This window comes from Brevibacterium sp. NPDC056726, assembly GCF_042790515.1.
Taxonomy (GTDB): domain Bacteria; phylum Actinomycetota; class Actinomycetes; order Actinomycetales; family Brevibacteriaceae; genus Brevibacterium; species Brevibacterium sanguinis.
Map to the genome: position 1 here is coordinate 109,567 of NZ_JBHTYZ010000004.1, position 21,068 is coordinate 130,634.

19 protein-coding genes and 1 pseudogene are annotated in these 21,068 nt (G+C 69.1%); 7 read left to right on the forward strand and 13 right to left on the reverse strand.

The features are described from left to right. Window positions 1-101: 101 nt before the first annotated feature. Complete coding sequence (locus ACFQ91_RS09420) at window positions 102-695, forward strand: maleylpyruvate isomerase N-terminal domain-containing protein (protein WP_198498763.1); 594 nt, start codon at window positions 102-104, stop codon at window positions 693-695. Here ACFQ91_RS09420 and ACFQ91_RS09425 read toward each other — a convergent pair whose 3' ends face one another. Beyond that, window positions 696-2,051, reverse strand: a complete 1,356-nt coding sequence (locus ACFQ91_RS09425; RefSeq protein ID WP_198498764.1) for an MFS transporter — start codon at window positions 2,049-2,051, stop codon at window positions 696-698. It abuts the gene before it with no gap. Between the two features lie 170 nt (window positions 2,052-2,221). On the opposite strand from ACFQ91_RS09425, the gene ACFQ91_RS09430 reads away from it, so the two are divergent. Beyond that, complete coding sequence (locus ACFQ91_RS09430; protein WP_198498765.1) at window positions 2,222-2,425, forward strand: hypothetical protein; 204 nt, start codon at window positions 2,222-2,224, stop codon at window positions 2,423-2,425. Window positions 2,426-2,681: 256 nt separating this feature from the next. Here ACFQ91_RS09430 and ACFQ91_RS09435 read toward each other — a convergent pair whose 3' ends face one another. The 8 genes and pseudogenes from ACFQ91_RS09435 to ACFQ91_RS09470 all read right to left on the reverse strand — a co-directional run bounded on the left by ACFQ91_RS09435 (window position 2,682) and on the right by ACFQ91_RS09470 (window position 11,389). Continuing rightward, the gene (locus ACFQ91_RS09435) at window positions 2,682-3,128 is read right to left on the reverse strand and encodes a transglycosylase family protein (protein ID WP_269780023.1); all 447 of its coding nucleotides are present in this window, start codon (window positions 3,126-3,128) and stop codon (window positions 2,682-2,684) included. Window positions 3,129-3,279: 151 nt separating this feature from the next. Further along, window positions 3,280-4,038 carry a transglycosylase family protein gene (locus ACFQ91_RS09440; protein WP_269780024.1) on the reverse strand — a complete coding sequence of 253 codons (759 nt, stop codon included), beginning with the start codon at window positions 4,036-4,038 and terminating at the stop codon, window positions 3,280-3,282. Between the two features lie 118 nt (window positions 4,039-4,156). After that, entirely contained in the window at window positions 4,157-6,535 is a 2,379-nt protein-coding gene (locus tag ACFQ91_RS09445) for an excinuclease ABC subunit UvrA (RefSeq protein ID WP_198498766.1), read from the reverse strand. Between the two features lie 9 nt (window positions 6,536-6,544). Beyond that, window positions 6,545-6,964 (reverse strand): VOC family protein, encoded by a 420-nt coding sequence (locus ACFQ91_RS09450; protein WP_198498767.1) that lies wholly within the window; start codon window positions 6,962-6,964, stop codon window positions 6,545-6,547. Between the two features lies 1 nt (window position 6,965). Next, the gene (locus tag ACFQ91_RS09455) at window positions 6,966-7,397 is read right to left on the reverse strand and encodes a helix-turn-helix transcriptional regulator (protein WP_198498768.1); all 432 of its coding nucleotides are present in this window, start codon (window positions 7,395-7,397) and stop codon (window positions 6,966-6,968) included. 1 nt (window position 7,398) lies between these two features. Then, entirely contained in the window at window positions 7,399-8,937 is a 1,539-nt protein-coding gene (locus tag ACFQ91_RS09460; protein WP_198498769.1) for an APC family permease, read from the reverse strand. 15 nt (window positions 8,938-8,952) lie between these two features. Beyond that, window positions 8,953-10,368 (reverse strand): annotated as a pseudogene (locus ACFQ91_RS09465) (flavin monoamine oxidase family protein); the annotation flags it as partial. Between the two features lie 37 nt (window positions 10,369-10,405). Next, a complete protein-coding gene (locus ACFQ91_RS09470; RefSeq protein WP_198498771.1) occupies window positions 10,406-11,389 on the reverse strand; it encodes an SDR family oxidoreductase in 984 nt (327 codons plus the stop codon). A 95-nt stretch (window positions 11,390-11,484) separates the two neighbouring features. On the opposite strand from ACFQ91_RS09470, the gene ACFQ91_RS09475 reads away from it, so the two are divergent. Next, window positions 11,485-12,453 (forward strand): YafY family protein, encoded by a 969-nt coding sequence (locus ACFQ91_RS09475; protein ID WP_198498772.1) that lies wholly within the window; start codon window positions 11,485-11,487, stop codon window positions 12,451-12,453. 18 nt (window positions 12,454-12,471) lie between these two features. On the opposite strand, the gene ACFQ91_RS09480 is transcribed toward ACFQ91_RS09475, so the two are convergent. Both ACFQ91_RS09480 and ACFQ91_RS09485 read right to left on the reverse strand, forming a co-directional pair. After that, window positions 12,472-13,242 carry a septal ring lytic transglycosylase RlpA family protein gene (locus tag ACFQ91_RS09480; protein WP_198498773.1) on the reverse strand — a complete coding sequence of 257 codons (771 nt, stop codon included), beginning with the start codon at window positions 13,240-13,242 and terminating at the stop codon, window positions 12,472-12,474. A gap of 164 nt (window positions 13,243-13,406) precedes the next feature. Then, the gene (locus ACFQ91_RS09485) at window positions 13,407-13,763 is read right to left on the reverse strand and encodes a hypothetical protein (RefSeq protein WP_198498774.1); all 357 of its coding nucleotides are present in this window, start codon (window positions 13,761-13,763) and stop codon (window positions 13,407-13,409) included. A gap of 55 nt (window positions 13,764-13,818) precedes the next feature. Here ACFQ91_RS09485 and ACFQ91_RS09490 point away from each other — a divergent pair, with 55 nt between their 5' ends. Continuing rightward, a complete protein-coding gene (locus ACFQ91_RS09490; protein WP_198498775.1) occupies window positions 13,819-14,553 on the forward strand; it encodes a glycerophosphodiester phosphodiesterase family protein in 735 nt (244 codons plus the stop codon). Between the two features lie 82 nt (window positions 14,554-14,635). Then, on the forward strand, window positions 14,636-14,977 hold the full coding sequence (locus ACFQ91_RS09495; protein ID WP_009375781.1) for an RNA polymerase-binding protein RbpA: 342 nt from the start codon (window positions 14,636-14,638) through the stop codon (window positions 14,975-14,977). Between the two features lie 77 nt (window positions 14,978-15,054). On the opposite strand, the gene ACFQ91_RS09500 is transcribed toward ACFQ91_RS09495, so the two are convergent. Both ACFQ91_RS09500 and ACFQ91_RS09505 read right to left on the reverse strand, forming a co-directional pair. Further along, complete coding sequence (locus ACFQ91_RS09500) at window positions 15,055-15,798, reverse strand: polyprenol monophosphomannose synthase (protein ID WP_198498776.1); 744 nt, start codon at window positions 15,796-15,798, stop codon at window positions 15,055-15,057. 284 nt (window positions 15,799-16,082) lie between these two features. Then, the gene (locus ACFQ91_RS09505) at window positions 16,083-16,997 is read right to left on the reverse strand and encodes a metal-dependent hydrolase (RefSeq protein ID WP_198500968.1); all 915 of its coding nucleotides are present in this window, start codon (window positions 16,995-16,997) and stop codon (window positions 16,083-16,085) included. A gap of 87 nt (window positions 16,998-17,084) precedes the next feature. Here ACFQ91_RS09505 and ACFQ91_RS09510 point away from each other — a divergent pair, with 87 nt between their 5' ends. Next, entirely contained in the window at window positions 17,085-18,794 is a 1,710-nt protein-coding gene (locus tag ACFQ91_RS09510) for a 5'-3' exonuclease H3TH domain-containing protein (RefSeq protein WP_232623595.1), read from the forward strand. Between the two features lies 1 nt (window position 18,795). Then, entirely contained in the window at window positions 18,796-21,057 is a 2,262-nt protein-coding gene (secA2, locus tag ACFQ91_RS09515) for an accessory Sec system translocase SecA2 (protein WP_198498777.1), read from the forward strand. Window positions 21,058-21,068: the final 11 nt, after the last annotated feature.

Here is a 21,068-nt window from a genome sequence, read left to right on the forward strand (position 1 = left end):
TTCTCGTGTGAGCAAGATAACCCCAAACGCCGAGGCGGCCCAGAGGCAGCGCGAAACTTCCCATCAGATGAGAAGCCGGTGGTCGTGGCAGAATCGGTGACATGCTCGAGCCCGTCATCGCCGAGAATCTCGACCGCGCCGAAGCCTGCTGGGTGCAGGCGCTGCGGCGTCTGGGACCGCCCGAGGCGAGTGCGCACTATGCCGCGCCGAGCGGCTGCGGGGGCTGGTCGAACCGCGATCTCGTCAACCACCTCATCGGCGGGGGACTGCGGTACGCGATGCTGCTCGCCCAGGACCCGCCCGCCGAGGTGGAGGCGACGAGGGACCGGGACCACCTCGGCGAGGATCCGCTCGAGGCGTTCTGGACCCATGAGCACCGCTTCCGCCGGCTCGCCGCCGAGGTCGATCTCAGCGTCTCGGTCAGCCACCGCATCGGGGATCTGCCGGGCACCCAGCTCGTGCGGATGCGGATCCTCGAACTCGCCCTCCATGCCGCTGACCTCTCCGCCGGCACCGGCGATCCGTGGCCGGTCGATGAGGCGCTCGCGGAGTTCATGGCGACCGACCTCGCCGCGCTCATCGTCGACCTCGGCGACACCGGCGGCTATGCGCCGCCGCGCACCGACGCGCCGGCCGCGAGTGCGGCCGACCGGGTGCTCCTGCTGTCGGGACGCCCGGTCAGCCGCCGCGGATGATCATTCCTGGGCGGCGGCGCCGCGGACGATGACCTTGTCGCGTTCGGGATTGGCGAAGAGCAGAGTGAGCACCGCCGAGACCGCCGCGGCGACGCCGAGGACCTGGAAGGCCGTCGCATAGCCGAGGCCGGGGCTGGCGGCGGCATCGACGATGAGCCCGGTGACGTAGGGTCCGACGAGCCCGCCGATGGCCATGAGGGCGAGGAACACCCCCAGGGTGCCGGCGGTCTGCTGGGGCGGACAGATCTCGGAGACCGCGGCATTCGACAGCGGGAGGACGACGACCCCGACGCCGTAGCCGATCGCGACGATCGCGACCGCGGCGGCCGCGTTCTCGATCGAGGGCAGGAGGAAGAGGATGCCGCCGCCGACGACGACGAGCAGCGAGGGTCCGACGATGCGGACGAACCGCGACGACCAGCCGCGGGCGAGGAGGAAGTCGGAGAGCAGGGTGCCGCCGATGAGGCTGATGAGACCGACGATCGAGGGGATCGCGAGCATCGACCCGGCCTCGAGGCGGCTGAAGCCGAGACCGACCTCGAAGTACGACGGCAGCCAGGTGAGGACGACGGTGACGAGGGCGTAGATGCTCGCCACGAGCGGGACACCGGTGAGGAAGGTGCGGGTGAGGAAGATCCTCGCCCACGGCACGCGGGGCTCGTCCGAGTCATCCGCGGCGGTGTCCTCGGCTGCGGCGTCGGAGTGCGCCTTCTTCGCCGGTCCGGTCGCCTTCGCCGGGATGTAGGGGCCGACCTCCCAGAAGCGCAGCCAGAAGAAGCACCAGACGATGCCGATGACGGCCATCGTGATGAGCGCGCTGCGCCAGCCGAACGTCACCGAGAGGTAGGCGAGCAGGGGAGCGAGGACGATCTTCGCCACCGAGGCGGCGCTGGCGAGCAGCGCACCCGGGAAGCCGCGGCGTGACGAGGGGTGCCACGAATATGCGGCGGTGTGGATGAGGGCGGAGCTCGGGCCCTCGGCGAAGCCGAGGAGCATCCGGGAGGCGACGAGGACGGCGAAGGTCGCGGCGACGACGAGCGGGAGCATGGCGGCCGCCCACACGAGTGCGAGCACGAGGAGGACGGTGCGCAGCGACATCCAGCGGTTGAGGGCGCCGGCGAAGAAGCCGCCGACCGTGAAGGCGAAGAAGAAGAGGCTGCCGACGAGGCCGATCTGAGCGGCGCTGATGCCGAGTTCCTCCCCGAGGGCCTGGGCGATGATGCCGAAGGCGGCCTTGTCGCCGTAGTTGACGACGTAGAGGACGACGAGCAGACCTGTCAGCGACCAGGCCTTGCGGCGGGATTCCGACCCGGCTGAAGCGAGTGCGACAGGGGGAGTGGACTGAGGGTGAACCATGAAGCTTCCTTGCGTCGTGGTGACATCCGACCGATCTCCTGTGGCCGCGATCACACTCACCCTATTGAACGCTCGTTAGATAAGTCAACAGTCCGATGTCTGCTCCTTCCGTGGAGGCGAATCGACGCCGAGATCGGCTGAGCCCGGGGTGTGACTAGGGGAGTAGTCCGATGACTGAGAGTCGGGGCAGAGCATTCGGTTGGACGCTGGTGTCGCTCAGGCGAGTTCATCCGACCACCGAGCAGGTGGAGATGCCGGTGCGCGATGCGCTGGCCGGCAATGGTTCCGAGAAGTCCGGGCAATCCGAAAGCCGCCGTCGCACAGGCGGGCCGCAAGTCATGGTCGCGCAGGCCGGCGAAAGCGGCGATCAGTGAGTCGCGCGCAGCACGGGCCGACGCTGCGGACTCCGTGTCGACCCGCAGACTCCGGGATGGCCTGCACGCTCCATGTCGACCTGCGGGCTCCATGAGAGACACGAGATGAGGCCGGGGCAGTGGCTTCATCGGTTTAGTTAACATAATGTATATTATCGGCGCTATACGCTGGAAGGCCGGGACGCGGCAGTGCCGTGAATGTGCGTGTGGCCGCGAACAGCGTCCAGCTGTCCGCGGCCACACGATGATCCGACGGTCATCCGCTCCCGACGTAGCCGCCGAGGCCGACCTTGCCGGAGTCGTCCGAACCACCGGAGCCGCCGCCGTCGTCCGCGGCGCCGGTCTCCTTCGTCAGGCCGGCTTTCTCACCGCATGTCGGCCAGGCACCGGGTCCCTGTTCCGCGAGCGTCTTCTGGGCGATGCGGATCTGCTCCTGCTTGCTCGCCTCATGCGGCATGCCCTCACCGCCGAACGCCTTCCATGTCTGCTCCGAGAACTGCAGACCGCCGTAGTAGCCGTTGCCCGTGTTGATGCTCCAGTCACCGCCGGACTCACAGTCGGCGACGCGATCCCAGACGCTCTCGGATTCAGCGGCCTGGGCTGGTGGACTGAGGCCGACGAGTCCGGCGGCGGCGATCGCGCCGACTCCGGTGAGCAGTGCTGTTCTGCGCAGAGTGGTCGCAGCGTGTCTCACGAATGTCATCTCCAAAGATCGACTGCATTCGGTCAAGCGGTCCGGCCGTTACCGAACCGTTATCCACGCTAACGACGATGAGCACATCTGTCCGGGGTCCGCGCGTGGGAATCGTCTCAGAGGACGGTCACCGTGCCCTGAGTGCGCCGACTCCCCCGGATCAGAAGATCTGGATGACGTGCCCGGTGAGGCCGGTGCCGTTCGGCGGGCTCCCGCCGTCGTCCGACTCGGGTGCGTCGCCGGTGTCTGCCGAGTCGCCGGCGGTGCCGTCGGCAGGCGCGTCGTCCGTCGGCTCTTCGGGCGCTGCCGGTTCTTCCGCGGCGGGCTCCTCAGGCTTCGGCTCTTCAGCCTTCGGCTCTTCAGCCTTCGGCTCTTCAGCCTTCGGTTCCTCGGCCTTGGGCTCCTCGGGTGCCGGCGGCTCCTCAGCCTTCGGTTCGTCCTTCTTGGGTTCCTCGGCCTTGGGCTCTTCGGGCTTCGGCTCGTCCTTCTTCGGCTCTTCGGCCTTCGCGTCCTCGTCCTTCTCGGCCTCGGAGGCTCCGCCGTCATCGGCAGCGCCGTTCGCCTTCGTCAGGCCGGCCTTCTTCCCGCACGTCGGCCAGGCGCCGGGACCCTGCACGGCGAGCGTCTTCTGCGCGATCCGGATCTGCTCCTCACGGCTGGCTTCGTGCGGCATGCCCTCACCGCCGAACGCCTTCCACGTCTGCAGCGAGAACTGCAGACCGCCGTAGTAGCCGTTGCCCGTGTTGATGCTCCAGTCGCCGCTCGATTCGCAGGCGGCGACGCGATCCCACACACTCTCGGACTCATCGGCCTGGGCGGGCGCATTCGCACCGAGGAGACCGGCCGCGGCCAGTGCCCCGGCCCCGACGAGCATCGCGGATCTGCGCAGGAAGGTGCTGACGAGTTTCACAGTGGTCATCTCCGTTGTGAGGTGGGTGCATGCCCTTGGGAAGGAGCCTCGGACACGGCCGGACGTTACCGAACCGTTAGAAACGGTAATCGACTTCTCCGGCCGTGTCTATACGGGCACGGAAAGTTCACACCTGTACACTCTGCCGGACATAATCGCCGAGGTGGCGCGCCGTGAGCGTGGCACCGTCGGCGATGAGCTCGGCGGGATTGCCGGTGAAGACGACCCGCCCGCCGTCGTGTCCGGCTCCCGGCCCGAGATCGATGATGTGATCGGCATGCGCCATGACCGCCTGATGGTGTTCGATGACGATGACGGTACGGCCGGCGTCGACGAGGCCGTCGAGGAGGCGCAGGAGGTTCTCGACATCGGCGAGGTGGAGGCCGGTCGACGGCTCGTCGAGCACGATGACCGACGCCGCGTCGGCGGCCTTCGCCGACAGATGCGCGGCGAGTTTGAGGCGCTGCCGCTCACCGCCGGACAGCGTCGTCAGCGGCTGGCCCAGACTGATGTAGCCGAGACCGACGTCGACGAGGGTGGCGGCGATCTTCGCGGCCTGCGGGATCCTCGACTCCCCCGCTGAGAAGAAGTCGACCGCCTCGGCGGCGGGCATGTCGAGCACCTCGCGGATGTTCCTGCCCCCGAACGTGTAGTCGAGCACCGCGGCCTGGAAGCCCTTGCCCTGACAGACATCGCACGGGGCCGACATCCCCGCCATCATCCCGAGATCCGAATAGATCACGCCGGCCCCGTTGCACACCGGACAGGCCCCTTCGGAGTTCGCGCTGAAGAGGGCCGGTTTGACGTCGTTGGCCTTCGCGAACGCCTTGCGGATCGGTTCGAGCATGCCGGTGTACGTCGCCGGATTGCTCCGTCTCGATCCCCTGATCGGCGTCTGGTCGATGATGATGACCCCGTCGCGGGTGACGAGCGAGGTGTCGATGAGCGTGCTCTTGCCGGATCCGGCGACCCCGGTGACGACGGTGAGCACCCCGAGGGGGATGTCGACGTCGACGTCGCGGAGATTGTGGCCGTCCGCTCCTCTGATCTCCAGTGCGCCCGTCGGTGTGCGCACGGCCTCCTTGAGCGCGGCGGTGAAGCCGAGATGATCGCCGGTGCGCGTGCCCGACTCCCGCAGACCCGCGACCGTGCCGGTGAAGCAGATCTCTCCCCCTGCGGTGCCGGCACCGGGGCCGAGGTCGACGACATGATCGGCGATGCCGATCGTCTCCGGTTTGTGCTCGACGACGAGGACGGTGTTGCCCTTGTCCCGCAGCTGCAGGAACAGACGGTTCATCGACTCGATGTCGTGAGGGTGGAGGCCGATCGTCGGTTCGTCGAAGACGTAGGTGACGTCGGTGAGCGCGGAGCCGAGATGGCGGACGAGCTTGATCCGCTGGGCCTCTCCCCCGGACAGCGACCCCGATGAGCGCTCGAGGGAGAGGTAGCCGAGTCCGATGTCGACGAAGGCCTGCACGGTCTCTTTCAGAGACGCGACGAGCGGTGCGACACCGGGGTCGTCGATCTCAGCGAGCCACGCGGTCAGCTCCGAGATCTCCATCGCGCACACCTCGGCGATGGACTTCCCGGCCAGCAGCGAGGACCGCGCCGCCGCATTGAGCCGCGTGCCGTGGCACTCGGGGCACTCGGTGAAGACGACGGCGCGGTCGACGAACTCCCGGATGTGCTTCTGCATGCCGTCGCGGTCCTTGGACAGGAACGACTTCCGGATCTTCGGGATGAGGCCGTCATAGGTGAGGTTCGTCCCGCTGACGACGATCTTCTCCCCCTCGAGATCGAGCAGGGCGCGCCGCTGCGCGGCCGTGAACTCGGCCACCGGGACGTCGGGGTCGAAGAACCCCGACTCCGCGTAGAAGCGGACGGACCAGCCGCCGACCTTGAACCCGGGGACGGTGATCGCCCCCTCGTTGATCGACTTCGTCTCGTCGACGATCTGCGCGACGTCGATGTCGGTGGCCGTGCCCATCCCCTCGCAGTGCGGGCACATGCCGCCGTTGACGCTGAATTCGCGCCGTTCGACCTCCTTCGCATCGCCCTTGACCGTCGTCACCGCGCCCTTGCCGCTGATCGTCGCGACGTTGAACGAGTAGGCGTTGGGCGAGCCGAGGTTCGGTTCGGCGAGCCGGGAGTAGAGGATCCGCAGCTTCGCGTTGATGTCGCTCACGGTGCCCACGGTCGAGCGCGGGTTCGCCCCGATCCGCTCCTGATCGACGAGGATCGCCGTCGTCAGGTTCTCGAGGACGTCGACGTCGGGCCTGGCCATCTGCGGCATGAACCCCTGGACGAAGGCGCTGTAGGTCTCGTTGATCATCCGCTGCGACTCCGCGGCGATCGTGCCGAAGACGAGTGAGCTCTTGCCCGACCCGGAGACACCGGTGAACACGGTGAGCCGGCGTTTGGGCAGGTCGACGGAGACGTCGCGGAGGTTGTTCTCCCGGGCCCCGCGCACCCGGATGAGGTCATGGCTGTCCGCTGCCTGGGTCATCGCGGCCCTTCAGTCCCGCTGCTGGACGCGGATGAGGTTGCCGGCCGGATCGCGCAGCGCGAAGTCGCGCAGACCGTAGGGCTGGTCCATCGGCTCCTGGACGATGTCGGCGCCCTTCGCCTCGACCTCGGCGAAGACGGCGTCGACAGCGGGGCTCGCGAAGACGATGGACGCGTAGCTGCCCTTGGCCATGAGCGCCTCGATGGTCTCGCGCTCGGCATCGGTGAGCGTCGGGTCGACGACGGCCGGGGTGAGCACGATCGAGGTGTCGGGCTGGTCGGGGGCGCCGACGGTGATCCAGCGCATCTGGCCCTGGCCGACGTCGAGGCGGACCTCGAAGCCGAGGACGTCGCGGTAGAAGGTCAGTGACGCCTCGGCGTCGGTGTGCGGAAGGAAGCTGGCAGTGATCGAGATGTCCATGACTCTCATGCTAGTCGCCGGGGCGGTGTCCCACTTCTCGATTCCTGACGGGCCTGAGCACGGTCTTGGCGATGATCGTCGGAAGGTCGAGGTCGCCGTGGACCGCCCGCTGCCGGTAGCTCGTCGGTGACATGCCGACGAGCTCGGAGAACCGCGTGCTGAAGGTGCCGAGCGAGGTGAACCCGACGGCGAAGCAGATCTCGGTGATCGAGAGGTCGCCGCGGCGGATGAGCGACATCGCCCGCTCGATGCGCCGGGTGAGCAGGTAGGCATACGGCGACTCGCCGTAGGCGGCCTTGAAGCGGCGGCTGAGATGACCGGCCGACATGTGCACCCCGGCCGCGAGGTCGGGGACGTTGAGGGGTCGGTCGAACTCGCGGTCGATGCGATCGCGGACCCGCCGCAGCGCCCGCAGCTCGGCCAGCCGATGCCTCTCCCCCACCTCAGGCCGCCTCGGCGTGGATGCCCTTCTTCAGCGTCTCCCCGCGGAAGTACGCGGGGTGGCGCACGGCCTGGATGATCATGATGACGACGCCGAGGAGGAGCACCCCGATCCCGAGGACGAAGACGAGGCCGATGCCGAAGACCGATGACCCCGACCCGTACGAGGGGTCGAGGGAGTCGATCGCGGTGCGGACGAAGATGACGAGGAGGGTGAGTCCGCCGAGGAGGGGGAAGAGGAAGCGGAAGAACACCGTCCGGGCGGAGAGGAAGAGGGACCGGCGGAAGTACCACGTGCAGGCGAGTCCGGTCACCCCGTAGTAGAAGCAGACCATGAGCCCGAGCGCGGTGATCGTGTCCCACAGGGCGTTCTCGGACAGCAGGCGCATGACGACGTAGAAGATGATCGCCGCTGCCGCCGAGGTGATCGTCGCGACCGAGGGCGACTTGAAGCGCGGGGAGACGTTGCCGTAGCGCTTCGGCAGCGCACCGTAGTGGCCCATCGCGAGGATCGTGCGTGAGGGTGAGACCATCGTCGACTGCAGCGAGGCGAGTGACGAGGAGAGCACGGCGATCGAGACGATGATGGCGAAGGGGCCCATGATCGGTGAGGCGAGTGCTGCGAAGATCGACTCCTGGTTCTCCGGGTTGCCGGCCCCGAGGCCCTCCGTGCCGACGCCGGCGTAGGCGATGACGGCGATCGTGCAGGCGAGGTAGATGACGACGATCGCGACGATCGTCAGCATCGCCGCCCGGCCGGGGGTCTTCTCCGGGTCCTTGGCCTCCTCGTTCATCGTGATGACGGTGTCCCAGCCCCAGAAGAGGAAGATCGACAGCGACACGGCCGCCGCGATCGTCGAGAAGTCCCCGGCCGCGACCGGGTTGAACCAGTCGAGGCTGACCGGGGTGGCGTCGAAGGCGGTGCCGTTGGCGACGTGGATGAGTGCGGCGATGACGAACCACCCGAGCGCGATGACCTGGAAGGCGACGAGCCAGACCTGGACCTTCTCGGTGGCTTCGACGCCGCGGTAGGAGATCCAGGCGGCGACCGCGGTGAGCAGGATGGTGATGGGGATGTTGATCCACAGCACCCGGGTGAGGTCGGCGATCGCGGGATCGGAGAAGATCTGGCTGAGGAGGATGAAGAGGAAGTCGACGCCGACGGCGGCGAGGTTGGACAGGACGAGCACGGTCGCGGCGATGAGCCCCCAACCGCCCATCCATCCGAGCCACGGGCCGAAGGCGCGCGTCGCCCACGTGAAGGTCGTGCCCGAATCGGGCATCGCGGTGTTGAGCTCCCGGTAGCCGAAGACGACGAGGAGCATGGGGACGAAGCCGATGAGGAGGATCGCGGGGGTGTGGACCCCGACCTCGGAGATCGTCGGGCCGAGCCCCGATGTGAGCGTGTACGCGGGCGCGATGCAGGCGATGCCGATGATCGCGCCGCCGATCGCACCGACCTTGCCGGCGGAGAGCCCCTTTGCGCTCAGGCCGGAGTCGGTTTCGATGGGGCGTTCTGGTGCGGGTGTTGCCGAAGTCATCCGTTCATCTAACCACTAGTCGGCGAGAGCGCGAAGCACCGTCTCAGCGGTGTCCCGCCCGATCCGCACCGCGCCGTCGACGTGCTGGTAGCCGCGGCCGGCGATGTCCGAGCTCGCGAAGTGGAGCGGCCCGACGGGATCGTTCTGGTACCGGCCCCAGCGGCTCAGTCCCCCGAGGTCGTAGCTCGTCGCGTACGCCCCGCGCGTCCATTCCTCGGCCCCGAAGTCCGAGAGGTGGAAGACCGTCGGGGTGAGCGCCTCCGGTCCGAGGAACGCGGCGATCGCCTCGAGGATCTCAGTCTTCCGGTCCTCCTCGCTCAGTGCCCACATGCGGTCGGCGTTGACGTCGGAGATGAAGCCGACGAGCGTTCCCTGCTCCTCCCCGTGATTCGTGTTGTCGTAGACCTCCTGGACGAGGTGGCCGGCGCCGAAACCGGTGCCCGACAGGCCCTGCTCCCGCCAGAACGGGCGCGGGTACGTCGCGTGGACCTTGATGACGAGCCCCATCGACTGGTGTTGGTGGAAGACCTGCTGGAGGCGCGGCAGGTGCGGGACGTAGGTGATCCGGGAGTAGAGGTTGGGCGGGACGGCGACGATCACCGCGGTGCCGGTGTAGGACGCGTCATCGGTGGAGACGACGACGTTCTCACCGCTCCAGTCGATGGTTCGGACGGGGCTGTTCAGCCGCACGATGTCCTCGCCGAGGTCGGCGGCCAGGCGCTGCGACACCGACTGCATGCCGCCGACGACCCGGCGGTCGAGGATGAAGTGGTCGTCGACGAGGTGGGAGAACGATCCCGCCGAGGCGGCCATGAGGATCGCCTGGAGCGCCGAGAACGCGGTCGTCGGCTTCGTCAGCATGCCTCCGGCGACGAACATCCCGATGTTCGCCACCGCGAGCGCGTCGTCGGACTGCCCCTCCAGCCAGTGCTGGAAGGAGACTGCGTCGAGGTCGGCGGCCTCGGCGGCGTCCCACGGGGCGTCGGCGCCGATGCGCTCGGCGAGGTCGTCCAGCAGGCCGATGAGGCGTTCCATCTCCGCCTGCGTGGCCGCGGGCACGGGGAACATGCCGCCGTCGTAGACGGTGCGGGTCCCGTCGGGTGCGAGGTAGACGCTGTCGCCGTCCCGGTAGCGCTGGTAGGTCGTCAGGCCGAGTTCGTCGACGAGGTCGAGGATCGCCGTCTGGTCCGGTGAGATCCACTGGCCGCCGATCTCGAACATCTGTCCGTCGATCGTGTCCGTCCACGTCCTCCCGCCCACCCGGTCGCGGGCTTCGAGGACGATGACCGACCGGCCCGCCGCGGTGAGCGCGCGGGCGGCGGTCAGCCCCGTCGGCCCGGCTCCGACGATGATGACGTCTGCTGTCTCCTCCGACATGGCGCTCCCCTCAAGGATCGTGGTTCCTCTGATGTACTGCCAGAGTAGTCCCGGGCACCGGGGTTGGGTAGCGGTGTCTCACGACACCCGGTCATCGGAAGGTCATCGGGTCCGCGGACGGATCGTCCTCCTTCGCGGCGAGGTAGCCCCACGAATCGGGTCGGGAGCCGTCGAGGTCGGTGAGATCGTAGGTGCCGGCGAGGTCGAAGCTGCTCAGCGTGAGTCCCGTGAAGCGGTGACGGTCGGGATCGGCGGCGAGTGCGGCGATGCCGCGGCCGATCAGGTGCGGGGTCTCGGAGATCGCGAAGTCCCGGGGTGCGGCCTCGTTCGACTCGTCGAGGGCGTCGGTCAGCCACGTCTCCTCAGTCGTCGCGAAGCCCTCGAGCATCATCTCCGAGCGCAGCCAACCCGGGGTCAGGGCCACGGCGGTCGCGCCGACGGGGGCGAGCTCATGGGAGAGACCGAAGGCGAACCGGCTGATCGCCGTCTTCGTGAGGTCGAGCCAGATGGATTCGCGGAAGTGCGTCGCGTTGTAGGCGCTCGTGCCGTCGGTGATCTCGATGTGGAGCCCGCCCGGTGTGCGGGTGAGCAGCGGGAGGAGGGCACGGGCGGTGAGGAGGTGGCTGAGCAGACCGGTCTCGAGGAGTCGCCGACCCTGGGCGCCGTCGCCCTCCCACAGCGGCTGACCCCAGGACACGTACGCCTCTCCGCCGATGTCGCCGACGAGGATGTCGAGGCCCCGGCCCTCCGCCTCGACCTGCTCGGCCAGGGCGGACAACGACTCCTCGTCGAGGTGGTCGCAGACCACGGCCTGCCCCTCTCCCCCGGCGGCGCGGATGAGGTCGACCGTCTCCTCGATCGTCTCCGGTCGCCCGTAGTCCGATGGTGCGCCGGCCGTCGACCGGCCGGTGCACCACACGAATGCTCCGGCGGCGGCGAGTTCCCGGGCGATCGCCCGGCCGGCGCCGCGGGTCGCCCCGGCGACGAGAGCGGTCCGGCCGGCCAACGGTCGGCTGTCGAGACGGGTCGGTGCGGGTCGGGTGGAGGACTGAGCTGGAGCTGGTGAATGCGTCATGGATCGATCCTCGACCCCGATCCCTGACATCCACTGTCAGGGATGAGCATAGAATCTCTGTCCATGGATGCTGTGTCGCCGGTCGGGAGAGCTGCGTGAAGGCCGCCCGACTCGTCTCGGAGATCGCGCTGCTCTCGGCGCGGTCGCATCCGCTCACGGCGAGCGACCTCGCGACCCGCCTCGAGGTCACGGTGCGCACGATCTACCGCGACCTCGCTGAACTCTCCCGGATGGGCGTGCCCATCGTCACGGAGTCCGGTCCGGGCGGCGGGGTGAGCCTCCTCGGCGAGTGGACGTCACCGCTGTCGGGCCTCACCCGCACCGAACTCGATTCGGTGCTCCTCGGATCCTTCGCCTCCGCTGATCTCGGGCTCTCCGGCGACCTCGCGACAGCGCGGGCGAAGATCGCCGCTGTTTCCGGTCACGACGATCTCACGCGCACCGTCATCGTCGACGGTCCCGACTGGTTCGCCGAGGAGGCCGCTCCCCCGGCACTGAACACCGTGGCCACCGCACTGCGCCAGCGCCGCGGTCTCCGCTTCGCCTATGCGCGGGCCGACGGCACCCGGCAACGCAGCGTCATTCCGCTGGGTCTCGTCGTCAAGGCCGGGCGCTGGTACCTCGTCGCCCAGCCGCCGGGAGTCGCGCCCCGGACGTATCGGGTCTCGCGGATCTCCGAGGTCCGCGTGCACTGGACGCAGGCGACCGGTCCCACGGGATTCGACCTCGCCGACCACTGGCAGCAGGCGCGCATCGACTTCGACCGGAGTCTGCGCACACTGCCGGTCCGGATCCGGCTCCCGCAGACGGCGTGCGCTGATCTCGTCCACCACGTCCCCGGTCCCCTCACCGCCGAGGCGGTGGCCGCCGCCCGTCCGGTCACCGGGGCCGACGGGGTGGGCCGCATCGAGGTCGACATCGCCCTCGAATCGGTCGAGGTCGCCGTCTCGCAGCTGCTCACCGTGCCCGGGGTCGAGGTCGTCTCCCCGGCGGAAGTGCGCGAGAAGCTCGCACGCCGGGCGTGCGAGCTTCTCGAACTCAACAGAGGGACCGGCCGGCTGTGACCGGCCGCGCGATCGGTGTCAGAGGACTTCGTAGGTGCCCTGGATCTCCCCGGCGCTGATGCCGCCGACGGCGGACATCGCGGCCTTCGAGAGGTCGATGCAGCGGGATCCGCTGTAGGGGCCGCGGTCATTGATGCGCACGGTCACGGACTTGCCGTTGGCCTTGTTCGTGATCTTCACCTTCGAGCCGAAGGGCAGACTCTTGTGCGCGGCGGTGAGCTCGTTCGTGTTGAACGTCTCGCCGTTCGCGGTCTTCTGTCCGTCGAAGCCGTCACCGCCGCCGTAGTAGGACATCGGGCACGAACCGGAGCTGCCGGCCGAGGACCCCGACTTCGAGGGTGCGGAGTCGTCGGATCCGGAGGACTTCGATCCGGAGCTCTGTGCCGTCGACGACTTCTCGCTCGAGGCCGACGGCTTGGGCTCCGGTGCCTTCGTCTTCGCTTCGAGCGAGAGCTTCTCCGGCTCGGCCTTCGCCTGCTCCTCGGCCTTCTTGAGGTTCTCATCGGCGGCCGGGCTGGCAGCGGGAACCTCGACGACGACCGGGCTCTGCGCGACGACCTGCTCCGCGGGTCCGGCGGCATTCGGCGCCATCGCGAACGTCGACCCGACGACCGCCGCGGTCGCGGCGGCGGGCACGATGAAGGCCGAGAGCACGGGGCGCGACCGGACGGCGGAGAGGACTCCGGTCGCCGAGTTCGCCTCGGGTGCGTGGCGCCCTGTGCGCTTCTTCGCCGGCTTGAGTGCGGCGAGGAGCGAGCCCTTCGTCGAGGTCGAGGAGTGTTTGCCCACAGTCCGTCCTTCGCGTGAGAGTGCGCGGCACACGCTCAGCGAGCCTGTGCCCCAAGTTATCGGATCGTTACCTGGGGCCAGTCTAGTTAACGAACTGTTACATTTTCAACGCGGCACGCGCAATCGCCGCCCGAGCGCAGGAGACTTCCGTCACTGCGGCGGTGTCAGTCGCGGGTGCGCCCGGCGGCATCGCCGGTGTCCCGTGACCGCCGCGTGACCAGTCGGCGGACGCTGTCGGCGCCCGAGGTCACGGTCTCCTGTGCCCGGTCGAAGGCGCGTTCGACCTTGCCGCTGCGCACGGCGTCGTCGATCGCATGGGAGACGCTGCCGAGCGCCCTGTTCACCGACGACTCGGCGGCCTCGATGAGGCGTGAGCCCTTTGCGGCCTCACGGACGTTCCTCACGCCGCTGCTCGCGGCGCCGTAGGCGCGGGTCGCCGCGGTGCGCGCCCGCTCGGTGGGGGTGCGCTTGGTCGAATCGATGACGAAGTCCGGTTCGATGGGGTCCTGTGCTCGGCTCATGCCTCCATCGTTGTCGACACCAGGAGAGATTTCAACAGGACTCTAGGATTGGATCATGAATTCCCAGCCTGAGATCATCGCCCACCGCGGCGGCCTGTGGCCCGGCACGAGTGAGAACACGCTCACGGCGTTCACCGCGGCCTGGGACGCGGGAATCGTCTGGATGGAAACCGACGTCCACGCCTCCGCCGACGGCGTCCTCTTCGCCGCCCACGATGCGGATCTGCGGCGCATCGCGGACTGCCCGCATCTCATCCGGGACCTGCCGGCCGACGAGCTCGACGCCATCGACCTCGTCGACGGCGGACGCCTGCCCCGCCTCGGCGATCTCGTCGATGCCCTGCCGGGTGCGAAGTGGAACATCGACGTCAAGGCTCCGGAGTCGATCGCGGCGATGGTCCGCTTCGTCCGCCTCGGCGGCATCGAGGACTCCCTGCGCCTGGCGTCGTTCTCCGATGCCACGCTGCGCCGGCTGCGGGCGAGCCTGCCCGGGGTGGCCACCTCGGCGGGCACCGGGGAGACGGCACGGTTCCTCCTCGGCGCCCTGCCCGGCTTCCCGACTCGCGGTCTGCTCGAGCTCTCCCCCGACCTCGACGCCTTCCAGGTGCCGATGCGCTGGAAGGGCGTGCCGATCGTCACGGGCGACTTCGTCGACCGCGCCCACCGGCTCGGCCTCGAGGTGCATGTGTGGACGATCAATGAGGCAGCCGACATGCGCACGCTCGCCGGCCTCGGCGTCGACGCCATCGTCACCGACGACGTGCCGCTCGCGCAGCGCACGCTCGGCTGACCGTCCGCGCAGGGGAATAGCCCGAAGCGGTAGACTGTTGCTTTCGTATGCACGTCTGCAGTCGAGTCGGAAGGTCGAAGAGATGAGCGAACGCAGTCTTCGCGGAACACAGTTGGGCTCGCGCAGCCTGGAGTCGGAGGAGGGCGTCGAGCCGGCGCCGCGCCAGATGGTCGAATTCGAATGCGAGGACGGCACCCGCTTCAAGGTTCCGTTCTCGATCGAGGCGGAGGTCCCCTCGACGTGGGATTCGGGCATCCACGGCATCGGCGTGCGCGTCGGCGTCAACGAACCCGACGGCGAACCCGAGAAGCACGTGCGCTCGCACTGGGACATGCTCCTCGAGCGCCGGTCCTTCGACGAACTCCAGGTCCTCCTCGACGAGCGCCTGGCGATTCGCCGCGGTGAGGTGCCCGCGCAGAGCTGAGACTCCGCTGCCCGACACGAGGGGCGTCGACCGAGAGGTCGACGCCCCTCGTGCATTCGCGAACGGAACCGGGGCCCTCAGCGTCCGAAGAGGGCGCGCACCTGGCGGCCGCGGCGGGCCAGTCCCCAGCCGGCGACCTTCGTGAACGCCTCCGAGATGATCGAGGAGCTCATCTTCGACTCCCCGAGTTCGCGTTCGACGAAGACGATCGGGACCTCGAGCACGCGGAAGCCGGCCTCGATCGTGCGATACGTCATGTCGATCTGGAAGCAGTAGCCCTGGGATTCGACCCCGGTCAGCTGCAGCGCCTCGAGGACCTCGCGGCGGTACGCGCGGAAGCCGGCAGTGGCGTCCCGGACCCCGAGGCCCATCATCGCGTCGACGTAGAGGTTGGCCCCTCGCGAGAGGAGGAAGCGGGACCGGGGCCAGTCGACGATCGCGCCGCCGCGCACCCAGCGGGAGCCGATGACGAGGTCGGCGGCACCGGCGAGTGCCGGAGCGATGAGCTGTCCGAGGTCGAGGGGCCGGTGCGACCCGTCGGCATCGAATTCGCAGATGATCTCGTAGTCGCGCTCGAGCGCCCACGTGAAGCCGGCGATGTAGGCCATGCCGAGACCGGCCTTCTCCGTGCGGTGGAGGACGTGGACGCGCTCATCGACGGCCGCCTGCGCAGCGGCCCACTCCCCCGTCCCGTCGGGAGAGCCGTCGTCGACGACGAGGACGTCGACCTCGGGCTGATGCTCGAACAGCCCCGCAAGGGTGACGGGAAGGGCGAGACGTTCGTTGTACGTCGGGATGACTACCAGAATCTTCGAAACCACGGCGTCAACCCTACGCCCACCCGGGAGCAAACAATGAGCCGACACCCCCGCCTTCGGACCACGCTGTGCGCGAACGGGACAACCGCGGCGCACAGTGAGTTATCTATTGACAGGAGTGTCGGCTCCATTCCACGACCGGTGGAACGTCAACGACGAATCTAATCGCTCGACCCGAGTCTGCAAAATGTCTGTGACCTGCGACTTTGATCAAATCCGCAGGTGAGAGCGAAGTGTCAAGGGGAAGAAAACTTTCCGCTTCTCGGCGTGTCGGATTGAAATCCGGCTCAGCTCACGCGTGTCGGCAGGGCGACGTCGGGAGCGAGCTCGGGCAGCCCGGGGGTGCCGGAGGCCGGATCCGTGCTCCACGCCGCCACCCGGGGGTCGGCGACCTGGACGACGAGGCGTTCGACCCGCCACCGCACGTAGTCGGCGGCGGCACCGGGACGGAGCACTCCGCCCTCGGGGTTGCCAGCGGCCCGGTGGGCGAACCGGGTGGCGGCGTTGAAGGCGGCGCGCGCGCCGACCCCGTCGCTGCCGATGACCGCGTCGCGCACGCTCACCCACGGCGATTCGTGGGCGAAGACGAAGGAGACCTGCGCTCCGGCGGAGAGCAGCGCGGCCAGGGGCTGGTCGCGGCTCGGGTCGAGGGTGAGTGCGACACCGGTCCGGCCGATGTCATCGACGAGGGACGCGGGCACCGTGAAGTCGAGGAGCAGACGGTACCCCCAGCGCTGCGCGTGGGCGGGGTCCGCGGCGAGTCGGGTGAGCACTGCGGTGAGCTCCTCAGCGTCGGCGACGACGAGGTAGAGGGAGGTCTCGGGCAGGGCCGTCAGTTCCGCCAGGGCCGCGGCGGGCAGCCACGCCCGGCTGCCGCCGGCCGCGAGCTCCGGGTAGCCGATGACCGTGAGGCCCTCGGGCGCGTCGGCCGCGAAGCGCGCAATGCCCGCCTCATCGCCGAGGGCGTGGACGTAGGCGATGCCCGCGTCATGGAGGGCGGCCGGACTCGGCGCCGCCTCGTCGAGGAGGAGGCCGGCATGGACGAACCCGGGCGTGAGGAAGTCACCGCCCAGGTCGATCGCCTCGGCGTCGAGGGCGAGTGCCGCCTCGTCCGAGCCGATGAAGTTCACGGTCCCGTCCGCGCTGCCGAGGGCAGTCGCGAAGGGATCGACGCTGCTGTAGACATCTCCGCCGTAGTACATGATCACAGCCGCCAGGCTACACCTGCCGCCGCGCACCGCGCGCATCGGGCGTCGCGGTGTCAGCGCCGTCGGGTATCGTCGGGGACTGTGAAGCCTTTGGTACTCGTCGACACGCCCGCGCTCTACTACCGCGCCTACTATTCGGTGCCGGATTCGATCGTCAACGACGAGGGCCAGCCGGTCAACGCCGTCCGCGGAGTCATCGACGCCATCGCCCAGATGATCCGCCGCTTCTCCTCGGCGCGGGTGATCGCGACGATGGACGCCGACTGGCGCCCGGAGTTCCGCACCCGGATCATGCCCGAGTACAAGGCGGCCCGGATCAAGGACGCCGAGGCCGGCACGGAGATCCCTCCCGAACTCGACGCCCAGCTGCCGATCATGCGTCGGGTGCTCGCGGCCGCCGGCATTCCCATCGCCGAGGTGGAAGGGACCGAGGCCGACGACGTCATCGCCACTCTCGCCGCGGAGTCGACGACCCCGGTCGTCATCGTCTCCCCCGACCGGGACCTGCTCGCCCTCCTCGACGCCGAGCGCGACATCAGCGTGCTGCGCCCGCGCAAGGGCGGCGAATGGGAGGCCATCGGCGCCGCCGACCTCCCGGCGCTCTACGGGGTCGCGACCGGCCTGCGCTACCGTGAGCTCGCCGCGCTGCGCGGCGACCCCTCCGACGGGCTGCCGGGCGCGCCGGGCATCGGGGAGAAGACCGCCGCCACCCTGCTGACGAGCTTCGGCTCGCTGTCCGGCATCATCTCCGCGGCCAAGGCAGGGGTCAAGGACGGGGGTCTGAGCCCGAAGCGGGCGACGACGATCGTCGACTCCGAGGAGACGCTGCTCAAGACCGTCGACGTGATGACGTGCCTGACCGACGTCGCCCACGGTCTCGATCTCACGGCGCTGCCCCACCCGGTCGACGCCGACGCCGTGACGGCGGCCGCGGCGGGACAGAACATCACCCGCTCCGTCGACAACCTGCTCGCGGCCCTGAGCGAAGCCGCCCGCGACGGCGCCGCCCCGGCGGCGGACACAGCGGCCGTGCCCGCGCCGGGGCCTGCCTCGAGTGCTGCCACCGCGCCGCCGTGGCCGCAGGCCCGCCTCATCGGCTTCGACCTCGAGACGACGGGGGTCGAACCGGCGACCGCGCGCATCGTCACCGCCGCGCTCGTCGAGGACCCCGACCGCGTCGAGATGTGGCTGGCCGATCCCGGCATCGAGATCCCCGAGTCCGCCCGCGCCGTCCACGGCATCACCACGGAGTACGCGCAGGCCAACGGCTCCCCCGCCGTCGAGGTCGTCACCGCCCTGTGCTCAGCGTTCGCCGGCTTCCGCGACGAGGGCGCCGTCGTCGTCGGACACAACATCGTCTACGACCTCAGCGTCCTCGACGCCGAGGTCCGGCGCCACCGCCCCGACCTCACGCTGAGCGAGCTGCTGCCGGCGATCGTCGACACCTTCGTCATCGACCGGCACGTCGACCGGTACCGCAAGGGCAAGCGCACCCTGACCGCGACCGCCGAGGCATGGCACGTCGCCCTCCTCGACGCCCACGACGCGGCCGCCGACGCGCGCGCCGCCCTGGACATCTCCCGAGCGATCGCTGACAGCTCGGTGGAGATCGCGGGACTGACCGGGCCGCAGATCATGGCCGCCCAGCGGGACTGGAAGCGCGCTCAGGCCGCGGATCTCCAGTCGTTCCTGCGCCGCAAGGGCAACGCCGAGGCGGTCGTCGACGGGTCATGGCCGATCGCCGTCGAGGATAGAATCGACTCTCGACCCCCGCAACAGACAGGACGATGACTTGGGACTCCTTTCCCGTTTGCTCAACCGCCCGGGCGCGCAGGCCGAGAAGGCCACCGGCTGGTTCGAGAAGGCCACCGCGGACATCGACGCCGCCGGCGCCGAATTCGCCGATCTCAGCGATGCCGAACTCACCGAGGCGGCCAGTGAGGTCTTCGCCAGCGGCGGAGCCAAGGACACGCTCATCCGATACGCCGCACTCGCCCGCGAAGCCGCCGAACGCACCCTCGGCGAACGCGCCTACGACACGCAGCTGACCGGTCTCGTCGGTCTCCTCCAGGGCCACATCGTCCAGATGGCCACCGGTGAGGGCAAGACCCTCGTCGGCGCCCTCGCTGCCGCCGGGTACGCGCTCCAGGGCCGCCGGGTCCACGTCGTCAGCGTCAACGACTACCTCGCGGTGCGCGACCGCAGCTGGATGCAGCCGGTCTTCGACCTCCTCGGCGTGACCTCCGCGGCGATCTCCGCTGCCCAGGACGACGCCGAGCGCCGCGCCGCCTACCGTGCCGAGGTGCTCTACGCCTCGGTCACCGAGGTCGGCTTCGACGTGTTGCGCGACCGCTTCGTCCTCGACGATGACGACATCAGGGTCGCCGAACGCGACGTCGTCATCGTCGACGAGGCCGACTCCGTCCTCATCGACGAAGCCAGGGTCCCCCTCGTCCTCGCCGGCTCCTCGAGCATCGAGGACGGCAACGAGCGCATCGCCGCGCTCGTCGAGACCCTCCACCCGGGCGTCGACTACGAGATCAGCCCCGACCGCCGCGCGGTGTCCCTGACCGACGACGGCGTCACCCGCGTCGAGGACGAACTCGGGGTCGAGCTCTACGGCGACGGCGCGGCAGACCTCGCCGCCGTCAACCTCGCCCTCTACGCCAAGGCGCTCGTCAAACGCGACGTCGACTACCTCGTCGTCGACGGAGCGATCAAGCTCATCTCCGCCTCCCGCGGCCGCGTCGCCGAACTCCAGCGCTGGCCCGACGGCCTCCAGGCCGCCGTCGAGGCCAAGGAGAAGCTCGTGACCACCGAGAGCGGGGAGATCCTCGACCAGATGACGGTCGAAGAGCTCATCCACGGCTATGCCACCGTGTGCGGGATGACCGGAACGGCGCTCGCCGTCGGCGACGACCTCCGCGAGTTCTACTCACTCGAGATCGTCCCCGTCGACACGCATCTGCCCGTCATCCGCGATGACGAACCCGACCGGCTCTACACGTATCAGGAGTCGAAGGAGCGGGCCATCGTCGAGGAGGTCGTCGAGAACCACACGAAGGGCCGCCCCGTGCTCATCGGCACCTCCTCGGTGGCCGAAAGCGAATCCCTGGCCGCCCGCCTCATCGACCGCGGCGTCGACGTCGCCGTCCTCAATGCCAAGGACGACTCGGCCGAAGCCGCGATCATCGGCGATGCCGGACGCGCCGGCGCCGTGACCGTGTCGACCCAGATGGCCGGGCGCGGCACCGACATCCGCCTCGCCGACGACGAGGTCGCCGAGGCCGGCGGGCTGCTCGTCATCGGCGCCGGACGCTACCTCTCCTCCCGCCTCGACGACCAGCTGCGCGGTCGTGCCGGACGGCAGGGGGATCCGGGATCATCGGTGTTCTTCACAAGCCTCGAGGACGAGCTCCTCACCCGCGTCCCGGAGATCCAGCGCTTCGTCACCGAGGGCGATGAGAACGGATGGATCGAATCGAAGCGGGCCCTCACCCTCGTCGAGCACGCCCAGCGGGTCGCGGAGGGGCAGAACACGGCCCTGCACCGCGACACGTGGCGGTTCAACGAGCTCATGGCCAAGCAGCGCGAACTCGTCCTCGCCCGCCGCCGGGAGCTGCGGGAGGACAACGAGGCCATCGACGAGCTCAGGGAGCGCCTCGGGGACACGGTGACCGACCTCGAGAAGGAGCATTCGACCGACCTCATCGATGAGAGCCTGCGCTCCGTGCTCCTCTTCCACCTCGACGCCCGGTGGGTCGACCATCTCGCGTTCCTCAACGACCTGCGGGAGGGCATCCACCTGCGCACCTTCGCGAAGGAGAAGCCGCACGAGGCGTTCAACACGGAGTCGATCCGCGTGTTCTCCTCGTTCTGGTCCGATGTCCTCGACGACTCGCAGGCCACGGTCGAGGAAGCGGAGTTCACCGACACCGGGATCGACCTCGCCTCCCACGGCCTCAAGCGCCCCTCGTCGACGTGGACCTATCTGACGACGGAGAACGCCTTCGGCTCCGACATCGAGAACATCGTCAAGCGCATCCGCCGCTGAGGCGCCGGCTC